Origin of the sequence: Hymenobacter amundsenii, assembly GCF_002204745.1 — a bacterium.
In the GTDB taxonomy this organism is placed as follows: Bacteria; Bacteroidota; Bacteroidia; order Cytophagales; family Hymenobacteraceae; genus Hymenobacter; species Hymenobacter amundsenii.
In genome coordinates, this window is the sequence record NZ_NIRR01000057.1 from 1 (window position 1) to 14,498 (window position 14,498).

At 57.7% G+C, this 14,498-nt stretch carries 17 protein-coding genes; 7 read left to right on the plus strand and 10 right to left on the minus strand.

Annotated features, from left to right (window positions below; translation table 11 throughout):
- Positions 1-95: 95 nt before the first annotated feature.
- On the minus strand, positions 96-635 hold the full coding sequence (locus tag CDA63_RS18860; RefSeq protein WP_126546956.1) for a hypothetical protein: 540 nt from the start codon (positions 633-635) through the stop codon (positions 96-98).
- Positions 636-1,747: 1,112 nt separating this feature from the next.
- Complete coding sequence (locus CDA63_RS20990) at positions 1,748-1,918, minus strand: hypothetical protein (protein WP_165768398.1); 171 nt, start codon at positions 1,916-1,918, stop codon at positions 1,748-1,750.
- Between the two features lie 1,426 nt (positions 1,919-3,344).
- On the opposite strand from CDA63_RS20990, the gene CDA63_RS20635 reads away from it, so the two are divergent.
- Both CDA63_RS20635 and CDA63_RS18875 read left to right on the plus strand, forming a co-directional pair.
- On the plus strand, positions 3,345-3,578 hold the full coding sequence (locus CDA63_RS20635) for a hypothetical protein (RefSeq protein WP_126546957.1): 234 nt from the start codon (positions 3,345-3,347) through the stop codon (positions 3,576-3,578).
- 11 nt (positions 3,579-3,589) lie between these two features.
- Positions 3,590-5,434 (plus strand): relaxase/mobilization nuclease domain-containing protein, encoded by a 1,845-nt coding sequence (locus CDA63_RS18875; protein ID WP_088466014.1) that lies wholly within the window; start codon positions 3,590-3,592, stop codon positions 5,432-5,434.
- Positions 5,435-5,987: 553 nt separating this feature from the next.
- Here CDA63_RS18875 and CDA63_RS18880 read toward each other — a convergent pair.
- From CDA63_RS18880 to CDA63_RS18890, 3 genes are all read right to left on the minus strand, one after another.
- On the minus strand, positions 5,988-6,497 hold the full coding sequence (locus CDA63_RS18880) for a hypothetical protein (protein WP_088466015.1): 510 nt from the start codon (positions 6,495-6,497) through the stop codon (positions 5,988-5,990).
- 53 nt (positions 6,498-6,550) lie between these two features.
- Complete coding sequence (locus tag CDA63_RS18885; protein ID WP_126546958.1) at positions 6,551-7,147, minus strand: hypothetical protein; 597 nt, start codon at positions 7,145-7,147, stop codon at positions 6,551-6,553.
- 357 nt (positions 7,148-7,504) lie between these two features.
- Positions 7,505-8,029: a hypothetical protein gene (locus CDA63_RS18890; protein WP_088466017.1), complete on the minus strand. Its 525-nt coding sequence runs from the start codon at positions 8,027-8,029 to the stop codon at positions 7,505-7,507.
- Positions 8,030-8,526: 497 nt separating this feature from the next.
- On the opposite strand from CDA63_RS18890, the gene CDA63_RS18895 reads away from it, so the two are divergent.
- Positions 8,527-8,769, plus strand: a complete 243-nt coding sequence (locus tag CDA63_RS18895; RefSeq protein ID WP_199797560.1) for a helix-turn-helix domain-containing protein — start codon at positions 8,527-8,529, stop codon at positions 8,767-8,769.
- A 114-nt stretch (positions 8,770-8,883) separates the two neighbouring features.
- Here CDA63_RS18895 and CDA63_RS18900 read toward each other — a convergent pair whose 3' ends face one another.
- The 3 genes from CDA63_RS18900 to CDA63_RS18915 all read right to left on the minus strand — a co-directional run bounded on the left by CDA63_RS18900 (position 8,884) and on the right by CDA63_RS18915 (position 11,054).
- Positions 8,884-9,210, minus strand: a complete 327-nt coding sequence (locus CDA63_RS18900; protein WP_088466018.1) for a hypothetical protein — start codon at positions 9,208-9,210, stop codon at positions 8,884-8,886.
- Positions 9,211-9,220: 10 nt separating this feature from the next.
- Positions 9,221-9,439, minus strand: coding sequence for a hypothetical protein (locus CDA63_RS18905; protein ID WP_088466019.1), 219 nt, complete (start codon positions 9,437-9,439; stop codon positions 9,221-9,223).
- Between the two features lie 1,108 nt (positions 9,440-10,547).
- The gene (locus CDA63_RS18915) at positions 10,548-11,054 is read right to left on the minus strand and encodes a GNAT family N-acetyltransferase (RefSeq protein ID WP_199797561.1); all 507 of its coding nucleotides are present in this window, start codon (positions 11,052-11,054) and stop codon (positions 10,548-10,550) included.
- Between the two features lie 179 nt (positions 11,055-11,233).
- Here CDA63_RS18915 and CDA63_RS18920 point away from each other — a divergent pair, with 179 nt between their 5' ends.
- The 4 genes from CDA63_RS18920 (at position 11,234) to CDA63_RS18935 (ending at position 13,323) form a co-directional block, all read left to right on the plus strand.
- A complete protein-coding gene (locus CDA63_RS18920) occupies positions 11,234-11,689 on the plus strand; it encodes a DUF1569 domain-containing protein (RefSeq protein ID WP_088466022.1) in 456 nt (151 codons plus the stop codon).
- A 78-nt stretch (positions 11,690-11,767) separates the two neighbouring features.
- Entirely contained in the window at positions 11,768-12,109 is a 342-nt protein-coding gene (locus CDA63_RS18925) for a hypothetical protein (RefSeq protein WP_088466023.1), read from the plus strand.
- Positions 12,110-12,241: 132 nt separating this feature from the next.
- The gene (locus tag CDA63_RS18930; RefSeq protein WP_088466024.1) at positions 12,242-12,703 is read left to right on the plus strand and encodes a hypothetical protein; all 462 of its coding nucleotides are present in this window, start codon (positions 12,242-12,244) and stop codon (positions 12,701-12,703) included.
- Between the two features lie 155 nt (positions 12,704-12,858).
- A complete protein-coding gene (locus tag CDA63_RS18935) occupies positions 12,859-13,323 on the plus strand; it encodes a hypothetical protein (protein WP_088466025.1) in 465 nt (154 codons plus the stop codon).
- 64 nt (positions 13,324-13,387) lie between these two features.
- Here the strand turns inward: CDA63_RS18935 and CDA63_RS18940 are convergent, their stop codons facing one another.
- Together CDA63_RS18940 and CDA63_RS18945 are read right to left on the minus strand one after the other, a co-directional pair.
- The gene (locus CDA63_RS18940; RefSeq protein WP_126546959.1) at positions 13,388-13,813 is read right to left on the minus strand and encodes a hypothetical protein; all 426 of its coding nucleotides are present in this window, start codon (positions 13,811-13,813) and stop codon (positions 13,388-13,390) included.
- An 84-nt stretch (positions 13,814-13,897) separates the two neighbouring features.
- Positions 13,898-14,498, minus strand: a 601-nt coding sequence (locus CDA63_RS18945) for a hypothetical protein (RefSeq protein WP_206780469.1), incomplete at its 5' end; no start/stop codon positions are given.

A 14,498-nucleotide genomic window follows, 5' to 3' on the forward strand; every position in this document is an offset into this window, starting at 1 on the left:
GAAGTTGTGCGGGCGCTGCCGTGGAGTACTTGTCCCATAAGTTCGTGCGAAATTCCAGCCCGGAAAATACACCATCTCTCTCTGGGACTATACAACTAGCCGTCGTGCGAGGCCCAGAGAAAACGGTTGGTGAAGGTGTCCAACACGAGCGCCCACAGGGCCAGGCGATGAGCAGGGTCGAGTAGTTGGGCGCCTTTTTTGGTCAGCAGCAATTCGCCCCGTACCAGGCGGGCCAGCCCCGCCAGCCGGGTGGTTTGGTGCAAGGTGGTGATGGCCAGCGAATCGATTTCCCGGCTCAGCGTAAACAGCCCCGTTTCCAGCCCTTCTTCTAAGATGAAGCCGGAAGCGTAGAGTTCACGAAGATACTTGCGCGGCAGGGCCCCCAAGGGCGTCAGGCGCAGGGGTGTTTCCCGCTGCAGCAGGCGCAAGAAGGCTTCTGTCAGCCGCAGAAACGGGATCTGGTCTAGCACATCGTTTGGCAAATCGGCGTGCAATTGTACCACGCTGGCTGGTCCCAGCGGCTGGTAGAGCAGCGCGTGCATCTGCCTCGGGCTCAAGGCGCATAAGTCCGGCTGCGGCGTCTCGTTGTAGCGGTGCAGCGCCGCGGGCAGATCGGGCTGGGAAGGGAGACCCATACTACTTGACTTTAAGGGGAGGGGGACTTTTCGCTAATCTGGCAGCCGGCGGATCGCAGGATTTTGTAGAGTGTGTGGTAAGAGTCGATCTGAAGGTAGGCCATGAGCTGGCGCGTGGACTGCTGGCCCGCTTCGTAAAGTTCCTTGACTGCGGGTACGATCTTCTGGTAGCGTGGGACCCGGCCCGGCGCCCTGGCGCTGCACGAGCGCAGCGTGCTCGTGCAGCGCCAGGGCGCAGAAAATCTGGAACACGAGCTGGTCGCCAGGCGAGATGGTATCGATGGGGTCCTGTAAAGATACAGGGCTTACGCATCAAACATTTTAGCCTTCTCTTCTATCCCGTAAGGGCACATTGGATCCGAAAATCTGACGGCTACAACTGGTTGTAAAACGGTTCCAGAGGCAGCAAAGGCACTCAGCTAATTTTGATGCGTAAGCCCTGACCTGCAAAGGGAGTTCGATTTCTCCGACGAGGCGCTGAGCGATGCGCTACGCTTCGACTTGGGTGCGTTGCTCACCGTCGAATGGGAAGCCTCTGAAGGCTGAGAAACTATCACTCTAAATGCGACTCTTGGATCAAACTTTTAATCCAGCCCCAAAATCCAGCCGTTGATAAAAAAGACGACGAGTACCAAAAGTGGTTGGCTGAGGAACCAGCTATCAGCGACTGTAAAAATTTAGTGGAACACGCCAATTGGGTAAACCGGGAACCCAAAAGAAAAATAAAATTTGATACGGGAGGGGATAGGCCGCCGGGTATGAGCGAGGAGGAGGCAGGATGGGGGCCGAAGGGGTTGGAGCATTTCTACGCTGAGCAAAAAGCACGACCGGAAAACCCAACAACAAAAATTAGACGGCCAGTGGGAGCGAAGAACAAGCCCAAATCGGATAATCTCGCTGGCCTTGAACCCGTGCTAAGAAAACCAAGGGCCGCCACGAGAAGCACACCGGAAGAAAAAGCCGTAACGATAAAACCAACCAAAACTGGAAAGGCAAAAACCAAGGAGGCCTGATAAAACCCAAAACCGTAGCACACAAAAAAAGGCTAGTCAATGATGACTGGCCTTTTTCTTTTGGGAGTGATTAGCGATTTCTCTATTGCTGGAAATGCGCTATTCTTCGGTTCGGGAGGTGCTCGGTATCAGGTCCAGTTTGGAAAGCTCGGCCAGCATCTTGTTAGGAAATTCTATGCCGCGCTTGGTCTGGTAAAATGCCAGGTGACGGGCGACAGCATCTTTGATAAAGTCGGTGGTGCTGATTTCGTGCTTTGTGTCCTCTAACATAAAACTTACGAATCGAACCGCACGGAATTGCACAGGATTCTGATAATTCTTGGCGGGCCTGGATGTAGTCATGGGTAGGGTCGAGCAGATGCTGAGTGGAGCTGATAAGGAAGAAAATGGTTGGGCGCAGTAGTTGGCTCTTGGGGTAAATTGTGGTTTGGGTGGTGATGCAGTTTTGCGGCGGAGAGCTGTTTCAGTGGATTGAGAATTTGGCGATGGTGGCCGGGGCTAATCTAGTTGATATGGTGCCGGCTTGAGGTACTGAGAAAGAAGGGCCGGCTTGTGTACTTATCTTTTCCCCACTGCCTTATTTTTAACATCGAGAGGCCAAGGGTTTTCAGGTAGCAGTGAGGAATTGATTTATAGCTTTTGGGGATAGATGAATTTTCAAGCCAGGTGATAAGGGCGAGCTTTGGGATGCTGCTGTAAGGAGGCGGGGTGAAAGAGTCCTTGGATAAGAAGGGATGGGTTAGCGTCTTTTTGGGTTGGGAGGAGCCGGGCAGCTTTGACAGGCAGGGGCAGGCTAGGGGCGGGGGGCTGTAATAGTAGAAATGAAGCGGTGAAATTCGATAGGCCAGCTTTACCCAAATTTTTGGGAGCTGGCCTGATGTGTTTTTTTACTTAGTAGCTACTGGCTAAGATGAGTGCTTTTGATAATTCCTGGGAATCGAAGCCGGCCAGGGAGCAGCAGACGGATGCTCATAGATTCAGTAAATACTAAGGCGGCGGGGGTTTTTATAGTTACCAGTAAATCGAAAGAACTTTGAAAAGGGGCGGGGGCAGAGGGGCGCAGAAAAAGAGTTGACTTGGTTTGGGCCAGGTTGGGTTATTGATGCGTGAGAGGATGCAGCACGATTAGTTGGGGGCGAGTAGTCCGGGAGCGATAGGTTCGCCAGAGTAGCAAAAAATTGACGCCTGGGAAAAGGCCAGTTGTCGGAGGTTCGGTAGTGGGCTTAGCTGCTAGAGAGGAGTAGGGAGGCTGAGGGAAACGATTAGCCATAGAAGGGTAGCAGGCCGTGGTAGTAGGAAGTGGAGGAGGATAACCGTAGATTGGGACCAACATAGGGTCCTGAAAGCACTAGTCCTAACTCTAGATAACCAGACGTGTTAATCGTGCGAAATAACCGTTTTTTGGATTCCTATGACTGCTCATATCCGTCCCGTTCCTATTCTTGAACAAACACGTTAACGTCACATGCAAATCAGCAACGAGCAACACGATAGCGCGCAGCAGCCCACAGCCTCTCCACCGGTCTCAGCTCGCAAAGCAGCCCGGGCAGCAGCGCGGACGAAGGAGGGCAAGGAGGGCAAACCTGACCGAGGAGGCCGACTAAAGGGTTGGGCAGGGGAGCCCCGCAAACCCGTTACGGCTCACCTGACACCGGCTCGGTTCGACTGGCTCCAACGAGGTGCGGCGACTGTTGGAATGAAAACGTCAGCTTTTGCGGCCCACTTGCTGGAGGTCCGGGCCAAGGGCTACCGGTCGCCGAAAGCGCGGCTCACCAACGAACAGGAGGCCCTCATCCAGCGGGTGGCGGAGATGAGCAACGACTTGCGTCAGGTGAGGATAAAGCTGGAGGTGGCGGGACTACTTCAGGCCGCCGAAGACATCGGCAGACTGGTCCGCCAGCTGCAAACAGTACTGAATGGTGTCAGCTGAATTAGCTTCTGATGGTAAGTAAAACCAAGATGGGCAGCAACGTAAAGGGAGCCGTCAACTATCAGTTCACGGGCTACCAGGCTGCGCCGACCGACAAGAAATGTGAGGTACTTTTCACCCAGGGAATTCGCGACTCTAGTCCGGAGGATATGATTGCCGATTTCAAACGGGGAATGTCTCGCAACCCAGACCTGGGCCTGGCAGTCTGGCACACGAGCCTGAGCTTTAATCCGGCGGACGCGGAAAAATTAGACTCGGCAAAAATGCTGGAAATAGGGTTGGCGTGGGCAAAGGGAATGGGGCTGGACAAGACGCAACTGCTCATCGTGCGCCACCATGACCGCAAGGATAATCAGCACCTGCACCTCGTGGCGAGCCGCGTAAATTTCGACGGCAAGACGATTAAGGACGGCAACGTGCGGATGCGCTCCTTGGGACTGAACGCCACGATTGAAAAGCGATTCGGGCTGACTACCTCCATCAAAAGCAGTCAACCCGAGCTGCAGCACCCGGAGCGGGTGAGTGGACCGGACCAGGCCAAAGCCGAAATTCGCCAGGCCCTCGGGTATGCGGAACCAGGTGCGACCACCCTGCCCGAGCTGTGGACCGGGCTGCAGGCGCGTGATGCGGACGTCGAGGCACGCGAGCGCCGAGACGCAGCAGGAATGCTGGTGGGCGTCAGCTTTTCCAAGAATGGGTACGTTTTCACCGGCTCGGAAATCGGGCGGGCCTGGAGCAGCAAGGCCATTGAAGAGAAATTGGAAATGAACCGCGAGGACCGGGCGGCTGCCGAGCAGCAAACGCGCGCGGCCATGGCCGCCATGGCCGCCGAGCAGGCCCACGTAGTGGAGTTGAAAAGTCGGGTCGAACAAGAGTTTGACCGGAGCGGTTACACCCGGGTCGCTGAGTTGATGTCCGGACAGCTGCCGGCAGCCGAGCAGCGACTGCAGGAGTTCCGGGCCCAGGTGGAGGCGACTCCCTACGGGCGGAGCTTGCTGGCCGAGCAGCGCACCCGTGAGCTAGAGCAGGCACGCGAGGCGGAACTGGCGCAGGCGGCGGAGCTGGTCCGGGTGGCGCAGCGGCAAGCTGCCGAGGCACTCGAAGCCGAGCAGTTGGGGGTGATACGGGTTGCGATGGCCGGCATCCACACGGAGCGGCCGCTGATTGCCGACCTGCAGGAGCGGGTTGCCCAGGCCGAGAAACAGGGCGATTATTTCCTGGTCGCTGAGCTGCGCTATGGTGGACAGCTGCAGGCGGCCGAGCAGCGGCTGCAGGGCTTCCAGGCGCAGGTTGATGCGATTCCGAATGGGCGGGTCTTGATGGCCGAATTGGAAGCGCAGCAGGAAAAGGAGAAGCTCGCCAAGGCCCAGCGCGAGGAGCAGGCGGTGCGGGAGGCACGGGAGGCGCTGGCGGAGCAGGCCGCCCAGCGCCAGGAAGTACGCACCCGGAGCGAGCTGGCGGAGTTGGAAAAATTCCGGGGACCTCGGCAGCAAAAAGGGGATTACCTGCGTCTGCAGATTCCGGCTGAACGGCTGTCCGAGGTGTGGAATTACCTGGACACGCGGGTCGAGATTGGACGCAACTGGCAGGCTGACAGCAATAACATGCTCACGGATAGGGTTATTGACGGCAAAATCAGCTTCAATATCCGGTACCCCGATGAGTGTAGTCCAGAAAAGCTGGCCAACCTGGTGCAATTCCTGGAAGAGAATGGGGGCGAGGTATACGAACGCCCCGACGACAGGGCTCAACGTGAGAAGTGGCTGGTGACTTGGCAGGGAATTCATCGAGCACCTAGCCAGCCGGCCATTGATATATCCCTCCCAGGTAAAAGCAATGATGCGTTTGAGATATGAGGAAGGTGTAAGGAAATGGTTGTCCCAGCGGGGCGACGAAGCAGTCAATCCTGGCTACTCGGCATTTTGAGACACTCGGCGTTCCCTGCTTTGAGCCGGGCCTGCTGCTGGGCACTTAATTCGGCTCCCAACGGCTTGCTGATGAGGTCTAGCGTGCCTTCCTACCCCAATGCCTTGCGGTTCATCGATTAGGCAGCCCAAACCTTCCTCCCTTACCAAAAGAGCCGGTACTGGTCCTCTTGCTCATTACTTGTTCGGCCCAAACAGGTAGGTGGTTTAGGGCCGTGGCATAGTGGTGCCCCCGATGGCCAGGAAGTGGTAAAACTTACTCACAATCTGGGTCTGAACTGAGGTGACGAACATGTTGGCAGCTAGAAGTAAGAGCAGGGCCGGCTAGAGGGTAGAAAAAAAAGCCATCTGTGAAGGAGAGGCTGCCGAAGCAACAAAAAGAGGGATTTAGGTAGGGGGTATCTCGTAACAGGGCAGAGCATGGCGCGGAAGCAACTGACTGCCTGGGATATGAGGGTGCGCTCACGCAGTCCCACCGGCCGGTTTAATCCCCGAAGTCTGCGGCCGCCTGCGGATCATGGGCCACCGCTTGGGACCTGGTTTCCCGCCGCACGCGTTCGACGACGCTGTTGCCAATCGCCAGTTGCTCAATGAACGATTCGAGTCGCCGAACTGGCAGTTGGGCGCCGGCTTTCATTTCGGTCTTTAACTCAATGGCCACCCGGTGATAGTAGTCTAGGACGTCGGCCAGGTAGTGCGCATCGGCACAATAAATGGGCGGGTCCAGGTCCGGCACGAGCGGCGAGTGGGCCAGCCGCTGGGTAAGCCGGACCAAGTCCGCATAGTCGAGCCAGAGGTCGTTGCAGTCTTCCCACAAATCGGGCTGAAACGCATGGAAGGCCTGCGTGAACTCCGCCACGGACAGGGTGGGGAAGTGCGTGTGGAGCTGCTGCGTCACCCAGAGCACGGCCTGCGCGTGTTGGCCAGGCGTGGCCCAGCGGTAGGGGATGGTGCGGCTTTCGGGACGCGCAAGCGTAACAGTGGTGGGTTGCATGAGGACGTGGTGAAGGAAGTAGGGTAGGGGAGAGGAACGGGGTGGGCAGCGCCCTACTGGGCATTGTCGGCCTTGAGCTGCGCTTGTTGCTTGGCCGCCAGGGCGGCTTCCATGGACTTGCTCAGCACGTCCAGGCGGCCTTCCCGGCCCAGGCCCATGGTGTTTTCAGCGTACACGGCCCGGGCCTGGGCCCCGTCCCAGAAGAACTGGTTTGCGCCCTGCGCCTGGCCGGGGCCTAGCAGGAAGGTGGCTTCCGGCCGCAGCACCGTCGGGTCGCCGAGGGCCACGAAGGCATAGAACTTGCCGTCGAGAAAGGTGTAGAGCTGGCTGGGGACTTGCGCCCGGTGTTTGCCAAACCAGCCGTTAGTTCCCTCGTAGGTGTAGGTCCGCGTCGGGCCAACCGGTACGCCCGGGGTGGGGGGCAGCAGGCGCAGGTCGGTAAAGGCACTCAGGGGCTCGCCAAAGGTGTGGCCGGCGATGCCGTTGAGCGAGTCCACCTTGCCCCCGAACGGAAACGCGGGGGGCGGGGCAGTGGCGGTTTTTACGGCGTCGGCCGCGGAAGGGGCAGTCGAGTTCGGCGACGAGCAACCAGCGAGCAGTAATCCGTTGGCGAGAAACAGGAGCGCGCAAGGCATAAAAAGACGGCGCATGGGAAGCAGCATGGGTGAGGAAGAGGTAGGTGAGTAAAAAGAGGGTTTCTGACCCCGGCGACTACCGGGGCTTGGTTTGGTCATCGGTGGGTTCGCCGCAAGGCTCATGCACCGCTTGCAACCTCCTGGGAACGGCGGCGCGGGTTTGCGCCAAGTCCACGCGGTAGCGGTGCTGGTACGGGCCCGGTTCCAGGGACCGTTAATTCTTTAAGTCCGCCTGGTTGACCGTCATCTGGCGGGCGAAAAGCTCCATTCAGAAGACAAGGGGGCGAGGCAAGGGAAGCACGGTCCGGCCGGTTGACCACGCGGGTTGAGGCGCTAGACCGCGCCCGGCACACTGCGGGCGCGGTCTAGCGCCTAACCCCGCGCGAGTAGGGCCGCGCGGGCCTGGTCCGGGTCCGTGCCGTCGTCCTCGCGCGGGTCGGGACCCTTGGTCCAGTAGAAGGTTTCGACCTGGGCGTGGTGCCGGACCACCCCCGTGACCAGTTGGTAGACCGCGGGGCCCCCGGCCTGCGGACTGGCTTCGAGTTCGGCCAGCGCGCGCAGGACCTCGGCCGGGCAGTTCATCGGCTGCCGGGCAAAATAGAGCTTGCGCGGCCCGTGCCCCGTCCGGGCGAGGGCGACTTCCGGCAGGGCGTTCAAGTGTTGCGTCACGCGGGCCAGCTCGTGCGCGTCGAGGGAGACAGTTTCCGCCGTTACCCACAGGTCGGGTTGCAGTGTCTGCAATGCGTTGGTCCACGACACCTTGAGTATAGGGAGGAACTCTCCCCCCAACTTATCCCGGACGGAGCGCTCGGCCTGGGCGAGCTGTTCAGGTGTCGCTTGCGCGAAGGGGATGCGCTGCGCGGCGGGTGCTGAAAGGGGAGGGGGAGGGGTTTTCATGGAGAAGATAAATTTTTGACTCTTATGCGCCGCCTGTAGAGGAGCAGCCGTTCGGAGTGCATGACGGGGTGGTTTTGGTGGCGTTCGGCCAGCACCTGCAGCGGTTGCGCGGGTAGGCCGGTAGGGGCTGGTCGACGTGGCTGAATTGTCTCCGCCGACCGTCTGCCGGCTGAAGATGACCCGCCACGCGGTGACGCGAAACCCGCTGGCCTCGGTGGCGCAGCGGACGGGCGCGTTTTCGAATGCCGCCGCGTGCCGCTGCGCAGTAACGGCTGAGCCGCGACAACTACGATATGTTGGAGCTGATTTGCGCTGCAGTAGGGACTGGGCTTCTTCTCATGGCGAAGCGGAAACGGCATACCGGCGGGTGTCCCACGCATCGAAGTAGTGGAAAGGCCATGATAGTGAGTGGGCACGGCGTAAACATACGAAGCGTATTTGATAATGTGGACTTATGTGTCCACAGTTGGTGGCGGGCTTCACCGCAGCTTGCAGGCGTGAAAAAACCAGCCACCGGGCAAGCCTTTGGGCTTCATTTGCGGCAGTTGCGCGAGCGCCGTGGCTGGAGTCAGCAGGCGCTCGCGGATGTTGCCGACATTACCAAGAAAACGGTTTACCGCATCGAGACGGCGCAGACCTCGCCCACCCTGGACGTGTTGACCTGCCTGGCGGAAGGCTTGGAGATTTCCCTGCCGGAATTGCTTCACTTTGCTCCGCCGGCTTCTTTAAATCGCTCGTAACCGCACCGGTTGCTCGGGACGGCCACTGCTTGATTTTCAGACGCACGTCTGGACGTGCACCCCTTCCAGGCCGATTGTGCAGGGAGTATTCTGCCTACGTTTCCGTGGCCGGTGCTAGGCGGCGGAAGTGTTGCCACCCAGAGCTTGGTCGGAGCGGAGCGGCTTTTTTCGGACCCGCAGCGCTTCGCTTTCCTGCCAATCTTGGCGTAACTGCTGGGCTTCGGTTTTCAGCGCCTGGCGGCGTTCGCGCAGGGCCTCGCGGAGCGTGTCGACGACCTGCGCGCCCGCCGCCCGCTCGACGGCCACGGTCAGCGCCTGGGTGACCGAGTGCATCGTAATGGCCACGATGCCATCCAGTTCCAGCGCGAGGAGTTGGTGTTGTTGGGCGCGGGCCACTTTACGGGCCCGGCGAATCTGCCGGAGCTGCTTGCTATACCACATGGCCGGCCAACTAATCGGTGAGCGAGGAGCTGGTTCGCTGGCACTTGCCCGAGGCGGTCATCATATTGGCCAGCCATAGGGCTAGTCGCCCGGCATCCTCGCATTCATGAACCTGCTGGTTAGCCAGTAGCTGCTCTTGGGGCGAGAGGAGCGGGTTGCCGATGATTAAGGCAGTTAAGGCGTGACGAAGTTCGCCAAGCACAGGTGTGCCGGTTACATGTGATTTCATGTAGTTTTGGGGTAAGGTTTGCAAGAACCCAACCGTAGTGCCTGCGCTAACAGGTGCTATATCAGAGGCCAGTCGTTTCCAGCGGCTGGCCTCTTTTGCGTGCTACGGGTTGAGCCGTTCAACTTGAACAACACAAATGTACTCCTTTACTTGATAAAACCAAGTAAAAATCTTGATTTAAGCTGAGATTTGTCAAGTTTTTTACTTGATGTATATTTGTGCCATGAGCAATGAAGGGAAGCGCATACGCAAGCCTCAAATAGGTATTGAGGTCGAGGCTGACGAAAAAGCGTTATTTCAAAAAGTAGCGAAAGCTCGTCGGCTCACACTATCGGCTCTCACGCGTTTGTTGTTGCTCGACGAAGCGCGTCGCTTGGACATATCTTAGTTTACTTCAACGCTCACAAAGAAGACCAACTGATTGGTTTGAGTCCATCTGAACTTCAAAAGCGTCGGCCGTTAGGTCGGCGCTTTTTTACTTAAGGGGTCGCACAATAGTAGGAACGGAAAACAACGCTAGGGAGTCCTGAGCCATCGGTACATCCTGGAAAACGTACTCTAATCCTCATGTCAAATGCTATGAGCGGAAAACAGTGCGTTTTGCGGCGGAAGAAGCCATTGCTCTTTCCGTAGGTCGAGGGCTAGGTGGGCCGTTGGGATACAAGTGGAAGTGTAACCAGAATGCCGTTAACTATGGAAAAAAGGACGCCCAGCTATGGAAACAACTGCTACTCTTTCCATAGTTACGGTGCTGTGCCACCTGCTTCTGATCCTGCTGGGCTGTTCTGGTAGCTGGGAGTATTTATGAGGATAGTACCACGCCGACAGCCCCACCCCCGGAGAGGCCAAAACCGGCACCATTCCGAGGTTAGGGGTATAACATTTTCTAAACGACCGTGGCTGTTGCAGAACTCTGCGCTTCGTGTCTGGCAGCTGTTGAGCAGGCAAAGTGGCAAACAGAATGCCTGCCCAAAGCGTATTTTAGCACATCGCCGAGGTCTGACCCTCTTCTCGAGGTGCCCGGGTGGGAGTTCTGCAACAGCCACGACCGTTTGTAAAGCGTTATGGAGACCACGCAGCCTGTTTAAATTACCGTTTTGGTAAACCACTAGACCTCACTTGGCTGCCATTCCTCTTTGAGGACCGACATCACGATTTTATCGTGGAACAAGCCGTCGCGACAACAGGCCGCTCGTAGGCGACCTTCGACCACAAAACCGGCGTTGGTGTAAGCCTTAATGCCGCTCGGATTCAATTCCGAAACCGTGAGCATAATCCGGTTGAGATGGTGTTCAGTAAAGCCTAAGGCGAGCACCTGTTTCGTCACCGCCGTGCCCACACCTTTCCCCCAGTAGGCTTTCTCCCCAATCAGGATGAAATACTCACCCGACCGGTTGGTGGCTGATAGGTTAGAGATGCCCGCGTAGCCAATCAGGGTGTCAGTCTCCTGTAGGTAGATGCCGAGGTTGAGGCTTTTCTCATCCCGTAAGGTCGCCGCGAACCAGTCGTCAATCTGCGCCGGCGTCTTCATCGCTTGGAACGCGGACAGCGAATACTGGATGACTTCGGAGTCGGCAATCCAAGGGTAAAAACAGGCGTCCTCGTCGGGGTGCATTCGGGCTAGCTTAATCATCGCAGTGTTTTCCGCCAAGGTAGTATGCTCCTTTCACCAAACGAAGCGTGTTTAGCTTCGGACCCTTTTCTTGGACGCAAAGACAAATCCATGCGACCTTTCGCCCAGTGCAAGACTTGCCACGAGAAGCCGCCCTTTTCCATTAATCCCTTTTTTGCCCCATGAGCGCTAACTTTCTTACCGCCAGTGACAATGACGCCTTGTGCGCACGCATCCAACAGCTACGGCCGGATAGCGTCCGTCACTGGGGCAAAATGACGGCCAGCCAAATGGTGGTGCACTGCACCGACCAACTGCGCGTCAGTCGCGGGGAGAAAGCGGTGAACTCGACGCGCCTGCCCGGTTTTATTAAACCACTGGTGAAGTGGCTGGTCGTATCGCGCCTGAAGGCCTTCAAGCCGGGCATGCGCACGTTAAAAGAACTGGATGCCGAGGCAGGCATGACCCCGCCGACCACCTTCGAAGCGGACCGTGACGTATTGTTGGGCCTGCTGGAGCGCGATAAATACGGCCCGCAGGGAGTGGAGCATCCCGTGTTCGGTCATCTGACGGCCCAGGAGTTTGGGGAGGTCACCTGGAAGCACCTAGACCACCATTTGCGGCAGTTTGGGGTGTAATAAACCCTTCCTTGATCCGACTGCGGTGTGTCTAAGCCAGTACCGTTTCGCTGAACAGCTTCTCAGACAACCAGAGCAATGCAAAGTTTGACCGATTCTTTTCTGATGCAGTGCCGGGAGAACTTTTTCCGAGGCATTACGCCCTCTGGTTCTGGCGCAGAAACCGCGAAAAAAGCCCTTGTGGCCCTGTTTCGCGGCCTCACTGCGGCCAGCCAAATGGAAACATTTGTCGGCTTTTTACAAGAAGGCCACTATTACATCAATCTATGGGCCGCTCATCTGCTCGTTGAGCACTATCGCCCTGATGGGCCAACCTGGAAGCTGTGTATGGAAATAATTGAAAGCCATGCTATGAGCACGATAAATCCAAAGGTCGCGCAGGAGGAGCTAGAGTGTTTGAGGAATCAGGCCCAATCATAAACCCTTCTTTCAACAAACGAAGAGCGTTTACCTTCGGACCGTTTCGCTGAACGGGCAACCACTGAAAGACATCGAGCCTTACGGGTAAACCATTCGCTTATTTGCACAGATTTTCTTTCCCATGCCTGGCTAATGAAACTTGTTTACAATGTGCTGCTGCTTTCGGTCCAAGCCGGTACCACGTTCGTGGTCTTGCTGGGGGTCTACCTGCTGCTGGCGTTGCTGGACTACCGAGGAGGCTTGGACGGCCTTATCGGCTTGGTGGCTTTCCAACCCCTGATGGGCGCGCTTCTTTCCCTGGCCACGATAAGCCTCTGTGTGCTGGTAGGGCTGCCTCTACGACTCGCCGCCTTCGGCCGCTGGTGGCGCCAGCGTACCTTCTTGGCCTTAGGAGGCGCCGCGGCCAGTGTCGCCCTGCTGGTGCTTTCCCTTTTTATGCAGGGTGGGACCGTTCCAGCCACTTTCACCGAGCCATCCGTTCTTGTACTGGCGGGCTGCGGGTGGTTCCTGCTAGCCTTCTGCTTGCTGCATGTATTTCCGCCTGATACCCTCCTGCACCGCGTAGGGCTATTCAGGACCCGGTACAGCAAATAAACGCTCCTATTTTTGAACGAGGCGTGTTCACCGACCCACCGTTTTCGTGAACACGCTGCTGCATTTGACGCTTCATCCGATTGGGCAAGGAGCCCCCTACCTTGCGCGCCCCTGCCGGAGCTGGTTGTCGGTCGGCGTTTACTTTTCCCCTGCCCATGCGCTCTTGGTTGCTGCTGCCGCTATTTTTCCTTACATCCGGTACGCCCCGCTCGCCTCGCATCGTGCTGCCGGGGTATTTTACCTGCCGCGGGGCCCTCATGCTGGAAAGCGGCAACGGGCTCTCGTGCTACGCCAAGACCCAGGCCGCGTGCCAAAACGGCCAACTCGTCTTGGCGTTTGAACGGCGCCTTTCCCCCCGCACGGCCCGGGCTCGGTTCGAAATCGCGGACACGGTGCACCTGCGCGTGGCCGCGCCCCAGCGTCAAGTAGACATCACGTACTGCTCGGCGGCCACAGGCAAGCCCCGCCAGTACTTCGTCTTATACAAACGGGTGCCTGCCGCTGAGAAACGTTACCTGCCCTATCCGCTACGCGCCTGGGGAGTCAGCGCACAGGGCCACTTGGTGGAGGTGCCGGTCAAATCCCTTCGCTGCCTCAACAACGATTACGGAGCGTATTAATCCCTCCTGATTTTAAATAAAGCGCGTTTAGCTTCGGACCGTTTGGCTGAACCTCGGCACAGGTCTATGCAGGCAGCTGGTTAAGCAAATGCTGGCGTAAGGTGTCCTGAATTTGGCGTAGCGCCTCTGGCATATCCAGGTTGACCAGCACCAATCGGTCGGATACGCCGGCTGCTTCCAGACGTGCCAGTTCGGCCTGAAAGGGGCGGTCCTCCAGCCAATAGAAATCACTGCTCAGGTCAATGGCCTCTGTTTTTAGCGCATCCCAGTTCGTGGGCTGCACGGCTTCCAGCTGGGCCAGGCTGCTGGGCGGCAAGTACGCGGCCAAGTAGCGAAGGGCAGTGGCGCGGTCCCCTTTGCAATGGGTCGTCAGCCAATAGCAGTCAAAGTGCTGGGTCACGAACGCCACAAAGGCCGCCACATCCGGAGCCGGGCGGGTATGTTTGGCCGTGAGCTGTACGCCGTCAATGTCGAGGTAGAGTTTCGTCACCGGACGAAAGTACGAGCCATTATAATGCTTCTTCAACTGGACAGCGCGCGTTTACCTTGCCACCGTTTTAGTGAACTGTGACGACTAAATGCTGAGGCCAACTCCTCCGGTGCTCACCCATAATAGACCGGCTCCTGCCAGCATGAGGCAAAAAAGCAGCGAGCAAAAGAAGCACGGCAGAGAGAGCAGCCGCGGGATGGACGAGGTGCGAAACAGCGCCCCGAAGGAGTACCAGAGCGACGCAAACCACAGGACTACGTGCCAAGAGTTCAAAGTAAATCCTAGCATGGGGATGCGGTCCAAAAAGGCAAGCGGCATATTGAATAATACCAGCGCCAGCAAGCCGGTGGTCCCGACCAATAGGTAATACTGCATTGCCACGCCCAAGCGTCGCTGAAGGACGCGCAAGCCCCAGCGGGTCAGCAGCAGCATGGCCGCGAACAGTAGTAGTTTGTAATAAAAACTGGGCATGCGAAGGGCATTATAGAAGTCCACCCAAGGTGGGTTAGCGCGGCGGGGCGGCGCCTTTCCCAGTTGCCTCGGTCCTAGACGAGTATCGAAAATGCAAGGTATAGAGGACAGACTTTGAGGTGGTCTAGGCAAGACGGACAGAAGAAGGACGTATATTTCTTCTGTTATGGCAACAAAATCAAGCGGGACGTCGCCCGACAAACGGCGTAAATAC

Coding starts and splice junctions, on each gene's coding strand:
- CDA63_RS18860 (WP_126546956.1), bottom strand. CDS start 635: ATGGGTCTCCCTTCCCAGCCCGATCTGCCCGCGGCGCTGCACCGCTAC.
- CDA63_RS20990 (WP_165768398.1), bottom strand. CDS start 1,918: ATGTTAGAGGACACAAAGCACGAAATCAGCACCACCGACTTTATCAAA.
- CDA63_RS20635 (WP_126546957.1), top strand. CDS start 3,345: ATGAAAACGTCAGCTTTTGCGGCCCACTTGCTGGAGGTCCGGGCCAAG.
- CDA63_RS18875 (WP_088466014.1), top strand. CDS start 3,590: ATGGTAAGTAAAACCAAGATGGGCAGCAACGTAAAGGGAGCCGTCAAC.
- CDA63_RS18880 (WP_088466015.1), bottom strand. CDS start 6,497: ATGCAACCCACCACTGTTACGCTTGCGCGTCCCGAAAGCCGCACCATC.
- CDA63_RS18885 (WP_126546958.1), bottom strand. CDS start 7,147: ATGCGCCGTCTTTTTATGCCTTGCGCGCTCCTGTTTCTCGCCAACGGA.
- CDA63_RS18890 (WP_088466017.1), bottom strand. CDS start 8,029: ATGAAAACCCCTCCCCCTCCCCTTTCAGCACCCGCCGCGCAGCGCATC.
- CDA63_RS18900 (WP_088466018.1), bottom strand. CDS start 9,210: ATGTGGTATAGCAAGCAGCTCCGGCAGATTCGCCGGGCCCGTAAAGTG.
- CDA63_RS18905 (WP_088466019.1), bottom strand. CDS start 9,439: ATGAAATCACATGTAACCGGCACACCTGTGCTTGGCGAACTTCGTCAC.
- CDA63_RS18915 (WP_199797561.1), bottom strand. CDS start 11,054: ATGCACCCCGACGAGGACGCCTGTTTTTACCCTTGGATTGCCGACTCC.
- CDA63_RS18920 (WP_088466022.1), top strand. CDS start 11,234: ATGAGCGCTAACTTTCTTACCGCCAGTGACAATGACGCCTTGTGCGCA.
- CDA63_RS18925 (WP_088466023.1), top strand. CDS start 11,768: ATGCAAAGTTTGACCGATTCTTTTCTGATGCAGTGCCGGGAGAACTTT.
- CDA63_RS18930 (WP_088466024.1), top strand. CDS start 12,242: ATGAAACTTGTTTACAATGTGCTGCTGCTTTCGGTCCAAGCCGGTACC.
- CDA63_RS18935 (WP_088466025.1), top strand. CDS start 12,859: ATGCGCTCTTGGTTGCTGCTGCCGCTATTTTTCCTTACATCCGGTACG.